The 16,284-nt window shown below is 41.8% G+C and carries 17 protein-coding genes, 1 riboswitch and 1 other annotated feature (1 of these 19 cut by a window edge); of the genes, 15 read left to right on the forward strand and 2 right to left on the reverse strand.

From position 1 onward, the window contains the following. Position 1: 1 nt before the first annotated feature. Together FZC79_RS12055 and FZC79_RS12060 are read left to right on the forward strand one after the other, a co-directional pair. Positions 2 to 280, forward strand: a complete 279-nt coding sequence (locus tag FZC79_RS12055) for a hypothetical protein (protein WP_148947044.1) — start codon at positions 2 to 4, stop codon at positions 278 to 280. Between the two features lie 201 nt (positions 281 to 481). Next, positions 482 to 1,300: an aminoglycoside adenylyltransferase domain-containing protein gene (locus FZC79_RS12060; RefSeq protein WP_148947045.1), complete on the forward strand. Its 819-nt coding sequence runs from the start codon at positions 482 to 484 to the stop codon at positions 1,298 to 1,300. Between the two features lie 145 nt (positions 1,301 to 1,445). Here the strand turns inward: FZC79_RS12060 and FZC79_RS12065 are convergent, their stop codons facing one another. Next, complete coding sequence (locus FZC79_RS12065) at positions 1,446 to 2,612, reverse strand: glycosyl hydrolase family 18 protein (protein ID WP_148947046.1); 1,167 nt, start codon at positions 2,610 to 2,612, stop codon at positions 1,446 to 1,448. A gap of 196 nt (positions 2,613 to 2,808) precedes the next feature. Between FZC79_RS12065 and FZC79_RS12070 the strand changes: the two genes are divergently transcribed. From FZC79_RS12070 to FZC79_RS12085, 3 genes are all read left to right on the forward strand, one after another. After that, on the forward strand, positions 2,809 to 3,942 hold the full coding sequence (locus FZC79_RS12070) for a zinc-dependent alcohol dehydrogenase (RefSeq protein ID WP_148947047.1): 1,134 nt from the start codon (positions 2,809 to 2,811) through the stop codon (positions 3,940 to 3,942). Positions 3,943 to 5,273: 1,331 nt separating this feature from the next. Continuing rightward, positions 5,274 to 6,116: a GNAT family N-acetyltransferase gene (locus FZC79_RS12080; protein ID WP_148947048.1), complete on the forward strand. Its 843-nt coding sequence runs from the start codon at positions 5,274 to 5,276 to the stop codon at positions 6,114 to 6,116. Positions 6,117 to 6,131: 15 nt separating this feature from the next. After that, on the forward strand, positions 6,132 to 7,064 hold the full coding sequence (locus FZC79_RS12085) for a hypothetical protein (RefSeq protein WP_148947049.1): 933 nt from the start codon (positions 6,132 to 6,134) through the stop codon (positions 7,062 to 7,064). A 36-nt stretch (positions 7,065 to 7,100) separates the two neighbouring features. Here the strand turns inward: FZC79_RS12085 and FZC79_RS12090 are convergent, their stop codons facing one another. Next, positions 7,101 to 7,664 carry a glutathione peroxidase gene (locus FZC79_RS12090; RefSeq protein WP_148947050.1) on the reverse strand — a complete coding sequence of 188 codons (564 nt, stop codon included), beginning with the start codon at positions 7,662 to 7,664 and terminating at the stop codon, positions 7,101 to 7,103. A 265-nt stretch (positions 7,665 to 7,929) separates the two neighbouring features. Further along, positions 7,930 to 8,035, forward strand: a riboswitch (TPP riboswitch). 355 nt (positions 8,036 to 8,390) lie between these two features. Between FZC79_RS12090 and tenI the strand changes: the two genes are divergently transcribed. The 10 genes from tenI to FZC79_RS23855 all read left to right on the forward strand — a co-directional run bounded on the left by tenI (position 8,391) and on the right by FZC79_RS23855 (position 15,828). After that, a complete protein-coding gene (tenI, locus tag FZC79_RS12095) occupies positions 8,391 to 9,008 on the forward strand; it encodes a thiazole tautomerase TenI (RefSeq protein ID WP_148947095.1) in 618 nt (205 codons plus the stop codon). After that, positions 9,001 to 10,143, forward strand: coding sequence for a glycine oxidase ThiO (gene thiO / locus FZC79_RS12100; RefSeq protein ID WP_148947051.1), 1,143 nt, complete (start codon positions 9,001 to 9,003; stop codon positions 10,141 to 10,143). The genes tenI and thiO overlap by 8 nt, the downstream gene beginning before the upstream one ends. A gap of 11 nt (positions 10,144 to 10,154) precedes the next feature. Further along, a complete protein-coding gene (thiS, locus tag FZC79_RS12105) occupies positions 10,155 to 10,358 on the forward strand; it encodes a sulfur carrier protein ThiS (RefSeq protein WP_148947052.1) in 204 nt (67 codons plus the stop codon). Position 10,359: 1 nt separating this feature from the next. Next, positions 10,360 to 11,127, forward strand: a complete 768-nt coding sequence (locus FZC79_RS12110; protein ID WP_148947053.1) for a thiazole synthase — start codon at positions 10,360 to 10,362, stop codon at positions 11,125 to 11,127. Continuing rightward, the gene (locus tag FZC79_RS12115; protein ID WP_148947054.1) at positions 11,124 to 12,143 is read left to right on the forward strand and encodes a thiazole biosynthesis adenylyltransferase ThiF; all 1,020 of its coding nucleotides are present in this window, start codon (positions 11,124 to 11,126) and stop codon (positions 12,141 to 12,143) included. The genes FZC79_RS12110 and FZC79_RS12115 overlap by 4 nt, the downstream gene beginning before the upstream one ends. Before the next feature lie 10 nt (positions 12,144 to 12,153). Beyond that, positions 12,154 to 12,969: a bifunctional hydroxymethylpyrimidine kinase/phosphomethylpyrimidine kinase gene (thiD, locus tag FZC79_RS12120; protein ID WP_148947055.1), complete on the forward strand. Its 816-nt coding sequence runs from the start codon at positions 12,154 to 12,156 to the stop codon at positions 12,967 to 12,969. Continuing rightward, positions 12,959 to 13,615 carry a thiamine phosphate synthase gene (gene thiE / locus FZC79_RS12125; RefSeq protein WP_353733609.1) on the forward strand — a complete coding sequence of 219 codons (657 nt, stop codon included), beginning with the start codon at positions 12,959 to 12,961 and terminating at the stop codon, positions 13,613 to 13,615. Before thiD ends, thiE begins: the two co-directional genes overlap by 11 nt. 75 nt (positions 13,616 to 13,690) lie before the next feature. Then, positions 13,691 to 13,891, forward strand: coding sequence for a hypothetical protein (locus FZC79_RS12130; protein WP_148947057.1), 201 nt, complete (start codon positions 13,691 to 13,693; stop codon positions 13,889 to 13,891). Between the two features lie 19 nt (positions 13,892 to 13,910). Then, positions 13,911 to 14,249 carry an HIT domain-containing protein gene (locus FZC79_RS12135; protein ID WP_148947058.1) on the forward strand — a complete coding sequence of 113 codons (339 nt, stop codon included), beginning with the start codon at positions 13,911 to 13,913 and terminating at the stop codon, positions 14,247 to 14,249. Positions 14,250 to 14,523: 274 nt separating this feature from the next. Further along, on the forward strand, positions 14,524 to 15,828 hold the full coding sequence (locus tag FZC79_RS23855; protein ID WP_148947059.1) for a globin-coupled sensor protein: 1,305 nt from the start codon (positions 14,524 to 14,526) through the stop codon (positions 15,826 to 15,828). A 372-nt stretch (positions 15,829 to 16,200) separates the two neighbouring features. Continuing rightward, positions 16,201 to 16,284, forward strand: a binding site (T-box leader); it runs 144 nt beyond the window's last position.

Below are 16,284 nucleotides of genomic sequence, written 5' to 3' on the forward strand. Positions count from 1 at the left end.
CATGATCTTTCTATTTTTGACGCTTTTGACTGGAGCACTTATTGTGAGTTTCTTTCAAAAATATATCCTGCGGGTCAAGGAACCTGATATCGAAGAATTATGGAGAGAGCTTGAAGAACAAAAATGGTACCAAGAATTACGATCCGATCCGAAAAGAGACGAGTTTCTGTATTCCTCCAAACTTGATGGGCTGCTGCACGATCCTTATTATGTGCGTAAAATTATTGATAAGGAAGGCCACAGAGATGGATTCATCAGGCACGTGAAAGAGAAGGCTTAGCAAAGTCTGTAAATAAGGAATATTATCACAAGCAGGCCGCTTCAACTATGAAAGCTGCCTGCTTTTCCATGGTTAACTCCTCAAATACTCAAGTAAATATCCTCAAAAAGAAAACTCCTTCTTAATCATTTATGGTAAGATTCCAAGTGAGAGTGCAGCGCGATATTTTTATCTAATTACAGTAATTGAAGTCAGGAGTTGATGATCATACTATTACATACTTCTATTCAAGAGGTGCTCCAAAAGTATATCAGTCTTTGGAACTTGAGGCTTCCGGATAAATTAGAAGGTCTGTATTTACACGGTTCGATAGTACTGGATGCCTATGTTAAAGGTAGTAGTGATATAGACTTCGCAGCGGTCACAAGGAAACGATTAGCTGAAGCAGAATTACATATCCTTAAAAAGATTCATGAAGAGATTGCCGAACAGTTTGAACCAACTGAACTGGACGGAATGTTTATTGTATGGGAGGACCTGGGAAGAATCAGACCGGATGACAATGCACCCTTTCCTTACTATACTGGCGGTGAATTGAAATGGGACACCGAGTTTAACCCGGTAACTTGGGTTCTTTTGAGAGAAAAGGGAATCAGTGTCTTAGGTCCAGATATAACCAAACTCCCTTTTGATGCCAGCAAGGAATTGCTGACTACTTATGTAAGGGAAAACATGAATTGCTATTGGAGAATGAGGATCGAAAGACTGGAAAATTCATTAGATCAAGAAATAAATCCTTCTTCCAATGAGATTTCTGAAGAGGTTGAATGGACAGTATTGGGTTTACTGCGTCAATACTTCACCTTGAAGGAATCAAATATAACTTCAAAAGCGGGAGCGGGAGAGTATGGATTATTAAATCTTCAAGAAATATGGCACCCCATCATTCATGAAGCATTGAATATTCGTAGAAATAAATATGTGAAGCTGTTTCAATCTGATAAGGAACGTATGTTGGAAACGGCAAAATTCTCCAAGTATTTGATCTATCACTGCAATAAAATGGTGCAGGACAAATAGGATAAAGTAGCTTGTCCTATATTAAAGATTACTCTCATATTAAATGACTGATTTCATACTATGCTTCTAAGATACAAAAAGAGCAAGTTCCAAAGTGAACATGCTCTCTTTTGCTGCTATAAGATGAAGGGGCGCCCTTCAGGTATTATTCGTCAGTTTTAGACCAGAATAGCTTCTTCTCTCTCTCAGCATGCTCTTCCATAACATCAGAAATGACTCTCGACAAGCTGTGTTCGCCCTTTGCATCATGTCCGGCTTCCCATATCATCATTCCTCCAAAATCATTCTGCAGAGCCAGGTCCGTTTTCCTCTGGATGGTGGTTATACCGTTATAGTGGTACGTCATCCCCTCAATAGTCACAGCATCCTTATCTGCATTAGCGGCCCCATGTTCTATTACTTTAGAAAAGGATAGAGGAGATTTCGCTGGATCTTCAGGCTGTGCATAAAAAGGTACCCCTAGAACCAACTTATCCTTAGATAGGCCATTTTCTTCAAAAAAGGAGCTCCAGTATTCTGCAATATTCTCAGCAAAAGGAAATGGAGACAGGTTAGCTGCATTATAACCGCCGTCCCACTGGCCATCGTAGGCCATAATATTAACATAATCTACGTCTTTGAACATCGAAGGAAGAAAAACAACAGATTCATTCTCCTGGCCGGTCACGCTGCTGACTTTAGAATAGACAGCGATTGAGAGCTCTTTATCATGAGCTTTAAGCTGGGAGTTCAATTCTTGTATGAAGGCAGCCAAATGTTCTGCATCCTGGCCAGAGCGCGGGTGTTCAAAATCAATATCCACTCCATCCAATTGCTCTTCTTTCACCACTTTTATCAATTCATTGACAAGTTTCGTCCGTGAATCGTTATTGTAGATTGCTTCTTTAAAGTAAGGATAGGTTTCTCCGCCTTCTATATGGAACCAGCCACCCACAGCGAGAAGGACTTTTGTGTCCTGTTCATGTGCTAGTCTCACTGTCTTGCGTAAATTATCCCTCGCATGGGCACCGCTGAATAGAAGATCACCGTTCTTTGTGGGGTGGGCAAATGAAAAAATCACATGAGATAAATAAGGGTAATTGATTGTCTCCGGATTGTGATGATCCTGTATATACCCCATCACAACTTTGGACTGAGACTCAACCTTTGCTTCTGCTTTTTTATAAAGTGATTCCACTTCCTCTGAACGCAGAGGATGAAAATCCGCATCAATTGTAATGGTCTCAGCTTTTATATAGGAGATCCCGGCGTAAAAACCTGCTGAAAATGTTAATACAGCCGCCGCTAATAGGAGAATGCCTCGCTTGTTCATAGATGAAATGCCTCCTGTCAGTTTCTGCTTTTAGTAGTTTACCAGAAAAATAGAGGAGAGAGAGATGGTAATATCAACCGATACCTCTTCAACAAAGCTTTCAAACCTGAGTTGATGAATAGGAGCGAGGCGTCTTTCAAATACTAAATTTGGAAATCCACACACTAAGAGTGAATTATTTAAATGGAGTGATGAAATGAAGGCTGTAACCTACCAGGGAAAGTATTCAATAGCAGTTAAAAAGGTGGAGGCACCAAAAATCCAGGATCCTCAGGATGTTATCGTCAAAATCACCTCAACAGCCATTTGCGGGTCGGATCTTCATCTGTATCAAGGGAACTTTCCTTTGCCGATAGGATATGTCATTGGACATGAACCCATGGGAATTGTGGAAGAAGTCGGCCCTGAAGTTACCAAGGTGAAAAAAGGAGACCGGGTCGTTATTCCTTTTACTGTAGCATGCGGCACGTGCCATTACTGTAATCACCACCAGGAAAGTCAATGTGACAACGCCAACCCTCATTATGACTCCGGCGGTTATTTCGGTTATTCAGAGAAGTTCGGTGATCACCCAGGTGGTCAGGCAGAATACCTCAGAGTACCTTATGGAAACTACACTCCTTTTTTAATTCCAGAGAGCTGTGAACTGGATGATGAACATTTGCTGTTTCTCTCTGATGTCCTGCCGACAGCTTATTGGAGTGTTGAAAACGCAGGGGTCAAAAAAGGAGATACCGTCATAGTCCTTGGATGCGGGCCGGTGGGCTTGATGGCTCAGCAATTCGCCTGGAAAAAAGGAGCAGAGAGAGTCATTGCCGTGGATTACTTCGATTACAGATTGAATAAGTCGAAGAAAATGAATAGCACCGAAACTTTCGACTTCACAAAATATGATGATATGGGAGAAACCCTCAAGGAGTTGACCAAGGGAGGAGCAGATGTTGTTATCGACTGTGTAGGAATGGATGGAAAGAAATCTCCCCTTGAATTCGTTGAACAAAAGATGAAACTGCAGGGAGGGACACTCGGACCCATCCAAATTGCTACCAAAGCGGTCAGGAAGTGCGGAACCGTCCAATTGACGGGAGTCTATGGAGGTCTTTATAATATGTTTCCGCTAGGACCGTTTTTCAGCAGAAACATTACTATCAAAACAGGTCAGGCTCACGCAAGGAGTTACATGGGGACCATGTTTGACATGGTGGTCAAAGGTGAAATTGATCCGACGGCCATCATTACCCACAAACTCCCGCTGGATGATGCAGCCCATGGATACAACATCTTTAACAAGAGGGAAGACGACTGCATTAAAGTGATCCTGAAACCTTAATGAATTCAACACAAGTGTCTGTTCATTCTGCAGTTTTGCTTGAGAAGTGCAAAACCGGAAACTCATAATCTTCTCAATATAGTTCACATTGAAACAGGCTTAGAGATGCAATTATCCCTAAGCCTGTTTCAGTTCTCTTAAAGAACACATCAGATACTGTTAAAGCAGCTGCCTAACCTTTGGTAAAATTAGGATACATATAGCAAACCCAAATTACAACAAAGGGCGGTATTCATAAAGAAGGATTTACCCTCATTTATGTGGAATTTATTGGGTGCTGATAGATAACTAATTTTTAGAAAGGCAGGGGATATGAGATGCATAAATGTAAAAGCTGTGGAGGAAATTCGTTTGTAAAAGTACCAGAATTTGAAAAAGAACTAACTGTTTGTTTAGTTTGTGGGGAGGTAGCTTCAATTCGGTTCGTGAATCCAAGTATTTTAAAGAAATATATTAATCCAGATAATCAAAAGTAAACATTTATAAAGGCTGTTTTCGCAAAGATTGTGACTGCTTAACAAAAAAATGGATTTCCGCTCCAGGCGGACGACTCCGCCGGGCTGGCCGCTGGAGCTGAATGAGCTTCGTCTTTGCACTGCGGGGTCTCACCTGTCTTCAAAAGTGGAAGCACCTTGGTCAGCCCCGACAGGTAAATGTTCTCAAGAGAAAAAAAGGCGACCTTCCTTTTTCTCTCTTAGGGTTATTTGACCCCGAGGGGCTAGATGCTGGAACTAGACGCCGCTAGTCCCGCAGGAGGTCGTACCCCTTCCGCTTCAATCCTTCTACGTAAAGGGCGGTAAATGAAAAACGCATTCTAAATCAGCAATTAATCCAAACTGTTAAATAGACTTTTTTTCCAATATTTTTGCTTTCGGCGGTTTCCCCTACGGGTACTAAGATTTTTCTCTCTAAACGGGGAGCACTATATTTCTTTTAGCATACCAGAATAGAAAGCTGTTATCTTACGAATTTATTATGAAATAGCAAAAAGTTTGCGAAGAGAGCCTATATCAAAGGTGCCAAATTTTTATATTTACCTAAATAGATTTCGAAATAAGAACCAGAGATTATTTCATTAACAGATTAATTAAAGGAAGCTGCTTATGCCGGCAGCCATTTATATTTCAAGACTAAAAGACACGTGATTGACGAGTCTTTTTATTTTTAACAGCTGCCAGTTTAGGTGTCCATATGAGTTTCATTAGGGATAATTTCCTGTGTTCGAGCATATCATACGGGACCCTCTGACTGTAAACTATGCTGCTCTTTTAAAGGTATTTGAGTGGTGTATAAAGAAGTAATATACATCACCTAAAAATGGAGTGTAGATCATGATTCGTAATTATTCACCTTCAGATTCAGAGAGAATCAATGAATTGTTTAACACCATTGACACCGGATATGAAGTAGACAGAGTAGAAGAAATCGAAAAAAATGCGGACAAATTCATCCTTTACGAAGAAGATGGAATTACAGGAGCCGCCTATGCAGTATTGTCTGTTAATGGTGCAGGCGAAAAACAGGCCGATGTAAAAATCTATGTTGAGCCTTCGTCCAGAAACAAGGGAATAGGAACAAAATTATTCCAGGAGCTTTCATCCTATGCAGAAGCCGAGAAACAGGAAGTGTTAACTGCTTCTATTCGTGTAGATAAAAGAGACCCAGCAGGTTTCTATCAGAAAAACGGAATGGATAAATGGTGGGGTTCACCTTCACTTGTCTATAAAGGACCTCTTTTTCCAGAAACAAAAACCACTTTTGAGCTCTATGATAATAAGCTGTTTCAACAGTTTGTCAAAATCGTCCAGGAATGCTACTATCCCTTACACGAAGAAATCGACCTGAAGCCTTATCTTGCTTCTCCTGAAAGCGTAAAGACCTATCAATTGAGAGATCCGGGAAATGTTTATGTTGCTATGGACGGCGATAATATCATGGCTTCCGTGTCGATTGGAAAAGGAGAAGTGGATAATTTAATGGTTTCTCCTCACTATCAAAAAAGAGGATTAGGGAGAGAGGCTCTTCACTTTGCCATGAACAGGATGCTCCAGGAAGGATACGAAGAAATTCACATATGTTATATGGAAAATAATAAAGCAGCTGAGAAATTATACTATACGGCAGGCTTTAACATGTTAGAGAATATGAATGTTTATCGGAAATACATACTTTGACAGTAAGGAGTATACATGAAAGCAGTAAATGGATACACGTTAACACAAACAGCTTTGGATTCGTGGAAAGAAAGATTTATCCCTGACAATCAATTTTTATTTTTCAGGGAAGCTCCAGGTTTCATATCTTCTGAAAAATACTTACCCGGAACTTCCCAATCCTTTACCCTGGATGAGAGAACAGCCTTTGCCACCTGGTCTGTTAGCAAGGAAGGAAGATATATTGCCAGGATTGAAAAGGACACTTTTCTGGAGTTAAATGAAGGCCAGCGAAAGAAAGTTATAAGAGAACAGTGGCTTCTTCATAGAGGACTGGTTTTTACTGAAGCGGAAATTATTCAATTTCTGAGGGGAGCCGCTCATACAAACGAAAATCTGAAGGTTCTTGAGCCTTCCTCTTTTGTTGATGAGAATACTGAAATGAAAGTATTTATGCTGCAGCAATTTCTTTGGAATTTGTTATCTTCACACGTGCAGTCTCAGTTCCTGTTAAACTATGCAGAATCGTGGGTAGATGATTACGCTGCATTTGCTAATTTAAAAGAGCCGGATCAACAGCAATTAACAGAAGAATATGAAGATCTCTCCGTATTTTTTGATACTTTTCCCTCTAAGAATGGACCTAACTGCCTCTCAGCCGCAGCCGCAGGATTCTCAGGGGATAAGGAGATCATTGAAGAGTGGATGATGCCCGATAGATTTCAGGCTCTCTTAAATTATTATGGATATAGACCGATTGATAACGTCACTCCTGAGAAAAGCGATGTGTTGGTGTGGAGAGACGAACAGAATGAAATCATGCATGCTTGTTTTCTCTTGAATAACGAGTTCAGTTTTAATAAGCATGGACAGACCATATTCAACCCTTGGCAGGTCCTGGCTGTAAATGAGGTTTTGAATACATGGAATAGAGAAGGGAGTTATTTGGAGGTTTATAGAAAAGGTTAAAAAACCGGACAAGGCAGTGACCTCGTCCGGTTTTCATCATACTGCGGCAGATGCCAGCAAATTCTCAATATCCTGCTCCATATCAATTGGATCTGTTGTACACTCGAAACGCTTGATCACATCTCCATTAGAATCAATAAGGAACTTTGTGAAGTTCCACTTGATCGAATAGTCATCAGTCAAATACTCAGGATGTTTCGCATTTAATAGCGGGATGAGTATTTTAGCAACTGGATGAAATTTATTAAAGCCTTCAAAGGATTTCTGATGAGTCAAATAGTTAAACAGGGGATGCATGTTTTCATCACGCACATCAACCTTTTGGAATAGTGGGAAATTCACCCCATAATTCAGAAGACAGCTGTTTTGGATTTGTTCGTTTGAATCCGGTTCCTGATTATCAAACTGATTGCAAGGGAAACCTAAAATCACAAATCCTTTGTCTTTGTATCGGTCATAAAGCTTTTGCAAATCCTCATACTGATAAGTGAAACCGCACCTTCCTGCTGTATTGACGATCAAAACAACCTTTCCTTTGTATTCTTCAAGAGACTTTTCCTGGCCGTTCATAGCTATCGCTGTTTGGGTATAAATACTCATTGTAATCCTCCTGTATAGTCATATATAACTAGTTATTTAGTAATATATTTATTATACCTTCTCTTGAATGGATAGCAATTAAATTGCTTTCTTTCACAATTCAGGCTGAGAAGTGATTCTTTCTTTCTGATTCACCGCTGATCTGAAGAGTTCTATACATCAGAGGATTTAGCTATAAGGATTTGCAGAACTCTAAGATCTTAGTAAAATTTCCCTTAAAATAGTTTGATAATAATAAAAACTGTGTTAGAATGCATATAAATAGCACAACCACTGGGGGAGCCTTTAAAAGGCTGAGATTAAAGTGTACTTTAAGACCCTTTGAACCTGATCTAGTTCATACTAGCGGAGGGAAGTGAGCGTCATTGACACTAATAATCTACCATTTAGTTTATTATTCAAGCCGCCTTCCTTTTTCATGGAGGCGGCTTTTTGTTGTCTATTTTCAGGTTGTTTCCTCAAAGGTTTAGGTTATGGAAAAGCAATGGATTTCCGCTCCAATCCCCAAGTGAAAGGGGAGAAATGCAAATAGCCATCTAAAAGCAACAACCTTTTAGAAAAGAGCCTTTTTTAAAAAGCTATTTTCACTATGTGGGGCTATAGGAAATTAACGGATTTCCGTTCCAGCCACCCGGCCACATTGGCTTCACCTGTTTAAAAAGAGGAAACGAGCTGTTAAGCTCCAACAGGCAAATGTTCTCAAATAAAGAAATGGCGGAGGTTTCTATGGATAAATGTCTACTGCATGCTGTCACTTCCGGAAATAAATCCGTGAAAGAAGTAATATCAATCTGCAAGGAAATCAGCCCATTTATAGACAGCATACATATCAGGGAGCACAAGAAAACAGCAAGAGAAATTTATGAGATTGGAAAGGAGTTGATAGAGTCTGGCATACCGGTGAGCAAGCTCATTGTGAACAACAGGGTCGATGCAGCTGCTGCGCTTGGTATTACAAGAGTCCAACTGGGCTTTCACAGCCTTCCTGTATCAGCTATTAAGAATGCCTATCCAGAATTATCAATTGGCAAATCTGTTCACTCCATGAATGAAGCACTCGCAGCAGAAGAGGAAGGAGCAGATTCACTATTATATGGTCATGTTTATCCCACTCTTTCCAAAGAGGGCTTACAGCCAAGGGGACTGGAGGAATTGAGGGATATCGCCGATGCAGTTTCTATCCCGGTTTTTGCAATAGGAGGAATTAAGCCATCTAATGTAAAGGAGGTGGAACAGACAGGGTGCTATGGAGTCACGATCATGTCAGGAATTTTCAATGCTGAAAAGCCGAGTAAAGCGGCCTATGAATATAAAAACCAATTGGAGAGGATGCTGCATGAATAAAGTATATGACGTAATAGTGGCCGGAGGAGGAATTATCGGAAGTTCGATCGCTTACCAACAGGCCAAGCTCGGCAAGAAAGTTCTCATCATCGACAGGCATAGCGTTGGCGCGGAAGCATCAAGTGCGGCAGCTGGTATGTTGGGTGCGCAGGCAGAAATTCATGAAAATGCTGCTATGCTTCAGCTGGCCCTGAAAAGCCGAAGTATGTTTCCACAGCTGCTTCAGGAACTGGAGGACTGGACAGGAATCAATGCCGGCCTTGTGAATAAAGGAATGATAAAAATAGCTCAATCATCAGGTGAGGCTGCTCATCTCCAAAAGCAGGTCCACTATCACGCTGGATGGGACCCGGAAGTCAAATGGCTGAGTGGCAAGGAGATGCTGCAGCAAGAACCCGCTCTTTCCACCAAATTGGAGGGAGGCATGCTCATTCCGAATGACGGGCAGGTCATGGCACCACAACTTTCGAAAGCCTTCGCCCAGGGTGCAGCTGCTCATGGAGCAGACATAATCGAATTTTGTGAAGTTGAAAACATCATGTTTAAAGACCAGCGTGTGAAAGGATGCGAGACCTCACAAGGCAAGTTTTCATCCGACCAACTGGTTATCACAACAGGCGCCTGGGCTGGAGAGTTATTGAAAAAGACAGGGTTATCTCTGCCTGTTAGTCCAGTAAAAGGGGAATGTTTCTCAGTTGTGCCCTCACATCATATCATTCAGTCAACCGTTTTTTCGGAAGGCGGCTGTTATATCGTTCCCAAAAAAGATGGCAGGCTGATTGTCGGCGCAACCACCCTCGTCAATCGCTGGGATAAGGATGTTTCATTAAAAGGTGTATCCTCTTTATCACAAAAAGCCATCGACCTGCTTCCTGACATTAAATACGCGAAGTGGGAAAAAGCCTGGGCAGGGATTCGCCCCCAAACAGGAGACGGACTCCCCTACATTGGACCGCACCCTGCCTATGAAGGACTTTATATTGCAGCCGGACATTACCGTAACGGTATTCTTTTGAGTCCTATTACTGGGAAAATGATTTCAGATATGATTGAACGAAAGGTTCCAGAGAAAGAGGAAGCTCTTTACCAATCGTTTAAAGTAGATCGCGATAGCATCTCATTAAATTTAGTTTAGGGGGAATAGGGTTGAACTTAATTATAAACAGTGATGAAGTTCTGGTGGATGAGGAAGTGGATACTGTGGTGGACCTTCTTTCATATTTCGAGTTAGATCAGAAAGTGGCCATTGTAGAGTTAAACCGAGTGATTCTTGAAAAAAGCATGCATGCAGAAACAAGACTGGCCAACGGTGATGTAGTAGAAATCGTACACTTTGTAGGGGGCGGGTGATATGTTGAAGATAGGTTCTTATGAGTTCTCATCAAGATTGTTATTAGGTACAGGAAAGTATCCTGATTTTGATATACAAAAGAAGGCCGTGGATGTTTCCGGGACGGAGGTCCTGACCTTTTCGGTACGCCGCATGAATATTTTTGAAAAAGGGCAGCCGAATTTTCTGGAAAAGCTTGATGTAAAAAAATATACGCTGCTTCCCAACACAGCAGGAGCAAAAACAGCTGAAGAAGCAGTCCGGACAGCCAGGCTTGCAAGAGCTTCCGGACTGTGCGACATGATTAAAGTAGAAGTGATCGGTGATTTTCAAACCCTTTTGCCTGACCCGATTGAAACGCTGAAAGCATCAGAACAACTTCTGGATGAGGGCTTTACCGTTCTTCCTTACACTTCAGATGATGTCTTGCTTGCTAAGAGGCTTCAAGAGATGGGTGTTCACGCCATTATGCCTGGAGCTTCTCCTATAGGTTCGGGGCAGGGTATTATCAACCCCCTTAACCTGAGCTTCATCATCGAACAGGCAGCTGTGCCCGTTATAGTGGATGCTGGCATCGGCTCACCTGCTGACGCCGCTTATGCAATGGAACTTGGAGCAGATGGAGTCTTATTGAATACAGCTGTCTCAGCTGCAAAGGATCCTGTTAAAATGGCTAGAGCCATGAAACTTGCAATTGAAGCAGGCAGGCTCGGTTACGAAGCAGGCAGGATACCCAAGAAAAGATATGCCTCCGCCAGCAGTCCTTTGGAAGGAATGAGCACCATTTGAACAACCGTTATTCCAGACAAGAATTATTCAGAGGAATCGGGCCCTCCGGCCAGCAAACACTATTCCAAAAACACGTGCTGATTATAGGAGCAGGGGCACTTGGAAGCGGCAGTGCCGAAGTTCTTGTGAGGGCTGGGATAGGAAAAGTAACCTTAGTTGACAGAGATTATGTTGAATGGAGCAACCTGCAGCGTCAGCAGCTGTATACAGAACAGGATGCCGAAGAAAGAATCCCTAAAGCGGCTGCAGCTCAAAGAAGACTGAAAGAAATTAATTCCACAGTCACAATAGAGGCAATTATAGAGGATGCAGGGGTTGAGGAATTCGAGAAACTCCAGAAAGACGTGGATCTTATTATAGATGCCACTGATAATTTTGACACAAGAATGATCATCAATGATATTTCACAAAAGTATGGAATTCCATGGGTGTACGGTGCTTGTGTCGGAAGCTATGGAATCAGTTACACCATCATCCCTGGAAAAACACCATGCCTTCATTGCCTTTTGGAAAGTGTCCCTCTGGGAGGAGCTACATGTGATACAGCAGGAATTATTGGTCCGGCAGCCGGGATGGTCGTCAGTTACCAAACGGCTGAAGCACTGAAGCTGCTGGTAGGTAACCATGGCTCCTTAAGAACCAAGCTTGTCACCTTTGATCTTTGGAGTAATCAGCACTCGGCCATATCTCCTCAAGGCTTAAAGAAAGAGGATTGCCTCTCCTGCGGAAGCAAACCAAGTTATCCATTTCTCAACTATGAAAATCAAACTAAAACAGCAGTGCTTTGCGGAAGGAATTCTGTGCAGATCCGGCCTGCCGGCAAAGATAGAAGGGACTTGGATAAAGCAGCAAACCTACTGGCTAAAACAGGAGGAAAAATAGAGAGAAACCCTTTTCTATTATCATTCGAAATTTCCGGTAACCGCTTAGTTCTTTTCCAAGATGGGCGAGTGCTTATTCACGGAGTAAGCGATATAAGCGAAGCAAAGAAGATTTATCACCGTTATTTAGGTTAGGAGGATGTTCATGGAGACTGTTAAAGCATTAACAATCGCTGGGTCCGACAGCGGCGGAGGAGCCGGCATCCAGGCAGACATCAAAACCTTTCAGGAGTTGAAGGTATATGGCATGTCAGCCATCACTGCTGTAACAGCACAAAATACGCTTGGTGTACAAGGTGTATTCCCAATAACTCTGAACGGCATCCAGCAGCAGCTTGCATCCATAGCTGAAGATCTTTCTCCGCAAGCTGTCAAAACAGGCATGCTGTTCAATAGTGATGTGATCAAGCTTGTTGCCGAATCTATTAAACTGTATCAATGGGGCAATCTCGTAGTCGATCCAGTCATGGTGGCCAAAGGAGGCTCATCTCTTTTACAAGAAGAGGCGGTGGAAGCTCTAAGAAAACAACTGATTCCGCTTAGTACAGTCGTCACCCCCAATATACCTGAAGCAGAAGTCATAACCGGCATGAAAATTGACACTATGAAAAAACGCAAAGAGGCGGCTGAAGCAATCTTGAACTTGGGTGCGGCGTCTGTGGTCATTAAAGGAGGCCATGATGCAACTGAAGCTGCGTCCGACCTTTTCTATGATGGAACCCGATTCTCCCTCTATTCCGGGCCAAGAATAAGAACAAAAAACACCCACGGAACAGGCTGTACATTTTCAGCGGCACTCACGGCTGAGCTTGCAAAAGGTAAATCACTTGCCGATTCTATTCATACAGCGAAAGGGTTCATACAGGCTGCCATCGAGCAGGATCTTCACATAGGTGAGGGGCATGGACCCACCAATCACTGGGCCTATAACAGCAAGGAGGTGGCTGCTCTTGACGCTTAGAGATTCGTTGTCATGTTATTTTGTAATGGGAAGTACTAATTGTACAGATGATCCCAGAAAAGTTCTTAGAGATGCACTTTCGTCTGGAGTAACGATGTTTCAGTTCCGCGAGAAAGGCGAAAACTGCTTAACGGGAACAGAAGCAGTAAATCTCGCCGCTGATTTACACGCCATCTGCAAGGAACATAAAGTCCCCTATATCGTCAATGACAATATTGATCTAGCTCTCGAAATAGAAGCGGACGGAGTTCATATCGGGCAGGAAGACGGTGATGCTGAGGAGATACGAAAACGGATGGGCAGCAGCAAGATACTCGGCATTTCTGCACATTCCCTTACTGAAGCAAATGCAGCAATCAAAGCAGGAGCCGATTATTTAGGTGTCGGCCCTATGTATCCGACAATGACAAAGAATGATACCAGGCCGGTCAGCGGTCCGATTCTTATAGAAGAGCTGAAGACATATGGAATTCAGCTTCCGATCGTGGGCATCGGAGGGATAAACGCCAATAATGCTGCTGAAGTTCTCCATGCAGGTGCGGATGGGGTCGCAGTCATATCCTGTCTAAGCAGCAGCAGGGATCCTAAATCTTCAGTTAGGAATTTAATAACGGTAATACAAGAGGCAAGAAAAATAATTCTATAAAAACTCAGCTCATTCGGAAACCATTGTTTGCTCTCCCTCGTCTAACAAGTAGGAAATTTTAAGGAGGGAATGACTATGACTGCCGATCAAAAAAGAACTGTATTTCTTTTAATGCTGGTTTCCACTCTTATCGGAGTAACTATTAGACTTTTAGATGTCACCCGTTCATCCCATGAGCTTGTATCTTTTTACAGCTTGGATATACTGATTCTAATGATAATCATGGTGCTAAGCGGGACAGGACTCCTTCTGGTCAGATCAAAAAAATACCAATGAAGAAGCAAAGGTGATAAAAGTGATATCTGATTTTTATTGTGAGGAAGTATTAAGCGGCAGAACGCCAGTAGAGAAAGTGGCTGAAACGGAAGATGTGCTGGCTTATCATCATACCAAGCCTTTTTATCCGGTACATATAGTAGCCATACCTAAAAAACATATAGCATCTTTGACTGAAATAGAAGAAAATGACCACTCTATACTGCTGGAACTGATGATTGTCATTAAAGAAATAGCTGCCCAGGTTTTGGATGAGCACAAATCCTGCAAGGTGATAACAAATCTTGGGAAGTATCAGGATTCAAAGCATCTCCACTGGCATATTGTTTCAGGGGAGCCACTGATACAAAAGCAATAACCCAGAAACCCACTTGTTAGCGGACCTGAAGTCCAAAGGTTTCTCAGTTCCAAACAGGTCCAGTGACTCACACTGGACCTGTTTTTTTGATATCCTCTTATTGTTCATCTAATCGTCCTCCCTAAACTAACCGTTTTATCAACTCTCACCTTAGTTCACCTGTTCTGTATTTTTAAATCCTATAAGCTCTTCAGTATTTTATAAAATGACCGATACTATAGCTAGATAGATATTATGAAAGTTAAATTATGTACAATGAACAGGGGTTGCGAGTATGAAAATGGGGTTATTTAAAGGATCAAAGAAAACAGAAAAAAACAGCATGACAGCAGAAAATATAAAAGACCAAGTCCTGATTGAACTGGACTCTTCCAGCTATCTCAATCAATTAAAAATGATCGGAATGTCTGAAGAAGATTTATACTATATAAAAAGTCTTCAGCCTTCTGTCAGAGAAAATTTGGATGACATTGTTGATCAATTTTATAAAAACCTCAGCAATGAAGAAAGTCTTCTCCACATCATAAATGATAATAGTTCAATCGACAGGCTTAAGAAAACACTGCACCGCCATATCGATGAAATGTTTAATGGGGTGATTGACAACGACTTCATTGAAAAGAGGTTTGTCATTGCTCATGTTCATGTCAGAATCGGTCTAGAGCCAAAATGGTATATGTGCGCCTTTCAAGGCTTATACCAATCTCTTCTGAAAATAATTGACAGAAAAGATTGCAGCTTTGAGGAATACAAGAGGTATAATCTTGCTGTCTCCAGAATTTTAAACCTCGAACAGCAAATCGTCTTAGAAGCGTATGAGAAGGAAAACGACCGCATCCGGTTGGAGGCAGAGAATGTTAAGAGTACTATGATCCAAAACGTGAACCGGAATGCTGAAGAACTAGCGGCTATCAGTGAGGAAACGAGTTCAGCCATCCAGGAAATTGTTCATAAATCCAGGGACATTGAGAGTGTGACACAACTTGGTTCCAAAATTGCCATAGAAACCGAGGAACAATCGAATGAGGGTAAGAATAAATTAAAAAAACTTGAAGCCGTCATGACAGAGGCAGATGGTAATATGAACAAAATCTCTAATGATATGGCACAGCTGATGACTTCTTCAAAGAAGATAGAACAGATTGCTGTAATGGTGACATCTATTGCCGACCAAACCAATCTTCTTGCCCTGAACGCTGCCATTGAAGCAGCCCGAGCCGGAGAAAACGGAAAAGGTTTTGCTGTGGTAGCTGGAGAGGTTAGAAAACTAGCCGAAAATACGAAAGAAGCTGTTTCTCAAGTAGGTAACCTCATCAATGAAATTAATACTTCATCGAAGACTATGTCCTTGACACTTACTGAAATTAAGGATGGAATTCAATCCGGTGCTCTTGAAACAAAAGAAGCCAATGCATTCTTTGACAACATTCTCTCTTCCATGGTACAAGTTAAACAACAAAACTTGCAGATCGCCAGGGAAATGTCAGACTTGACGGAGATTTTCCAGGACATCAGTGGGGCGGTCCAACAAGTGGCTGTAACCTCAGATGAATTATCCACTGTAACCAGCAGCATTTAGAATTATGCTTTTAATATAGAAGATGTAAGAGACGCTTTTCTAAAAAAATCAGACTTTTTTTACGATTTTAAGTTGACTTCTCGCAAAAGTTGCGATATATTAATTTAAATTTATATGAAACGTCGATAAGGACACGAGTTTTTCTTGACCGGTTCACAGAGAGGGAAGGCATGGCTGAAAACTTCCTAATGCTGAAGGGGAAACTTACCGCCTTGGAGTTGTATTGAGGAACTTAAGTATTCAATACCGTATTGCTGCGATAAAGCACCATAAGCCGTCAAATTTTTGGCGGGAAGCTGGGTGGAACCACGGGTCCAAAACACACTCGTCCCTATTTAGGGATGCGTGTGTTTTTTGTTTTCAAAATAAATAAGCATAGCGATGATAAGGACACGAGTTTTTTCAAAACGGTTTACAGAGAGGGAAGGCAAGGCTGAAAACTTCCTAACGCAGATG

Source organism: Rossellomorea vietnamensis (assembly GCF_008180615.1).
In the GTDB taxonomy this organism is placed as follows: Bacteria; Bacillota; Bacilli; order Bacillales; family Bacillaceae_B; genus Rossellomorea; species Rossellomorea vietnamensis_D.

Excerpts from the sequence above, each read along its gene's own strand:
- FZC79_RS12055 (WP_148947044.1), top strand. The coding sequence starts at position 2 with ATGATCTTTCTATTTTTGACGCTTTTGACTGGAGCACTTATTGTGAGT.
- FZC79_RS12060 (WP_148947045.1), top strand. The coding sequence starts at position 482 with ATGATCATACTATTACATACTTCTATTCAAGAGGTGCTCCAAAAGTAT.
- FZC79_RS12065 (WP_148947046.1), bottom strand. The coding sequence starts at position 2,612 with ATGAACAAGCGAGGCATTCTCCTATTAGCGGCGGCTGTATTAACATTT.
- FZC79_RS12070 (WP_148947047.1), top strand. The coding sequence starts at position 2,809 with ATGAAGGCTGTAACCTACCAGGGAAAGTATTCAATAGCAGTTAAAAAG.
- FZC79_RS12080 (WP_148947048.1), top strand. The coding sequence starts at position 5,274 with ATGATTCGTAATTATTCACCTTCAGATTCAGAGAGAATCAATGAATTG.
- FZC79_RS12085 (WP_148947049.1), top strand. The coding sequence starts at position 6,132 with ATGAAAGCAGTAAATGGATACACGTTAACACAAACAGCTTTGGATTCG.
- FZC79_RS12090 (WP_148947050.1), bottom strand. The coding sequence starts at position 7,664 with ATGAGTATTTATACCCAAACAGCGATAGCTATGAACGGCCAGGAAAAG.
- tenI (WP_148947095.1), top strand. The coding sequence starts at position 8,391 with ATGGATAAATGTCTACTGCATGCTGTCACTTCCGGAAATAAATCCGTG.
- thiO (WP_148947051.1), top strand. The coding sequence starts at position 9,001 with ATGAATAAAGTATATGACGTAATAGTGGCCGGAGGAGGAATTATCGGA.
- FZC79_RS12110 (WP_148947053.1), top strand. The coding sequence starts at position 10,360 with ATGTTGAAGATAGGTTCTTATGAGTTCTCATCAAGATTGTTATTAGGT.
- thiD (WP_148947055.1), top strand. The coding sequence starts at position 12,154 with ATGGAGACTGTTAAAGCATTAACAATCGCTGGGTCCGACAGCGGCGGA.
- FZC79_RS12130 (WP_148947057.1), top strand. The coding sequence starts at position 13,691 with ATGACTGCCGATCAAAAAAGAACTGTATTTCTTTTAATGCTGGTTTCC.
- FZC79_RS23855 (WP_148947059.1), top strand. The coding sequence starts at position 14,524 with ATGAAAATGGGGTTATTTAAAGGATCAAAGAAAACAGAAAAAAACAGC.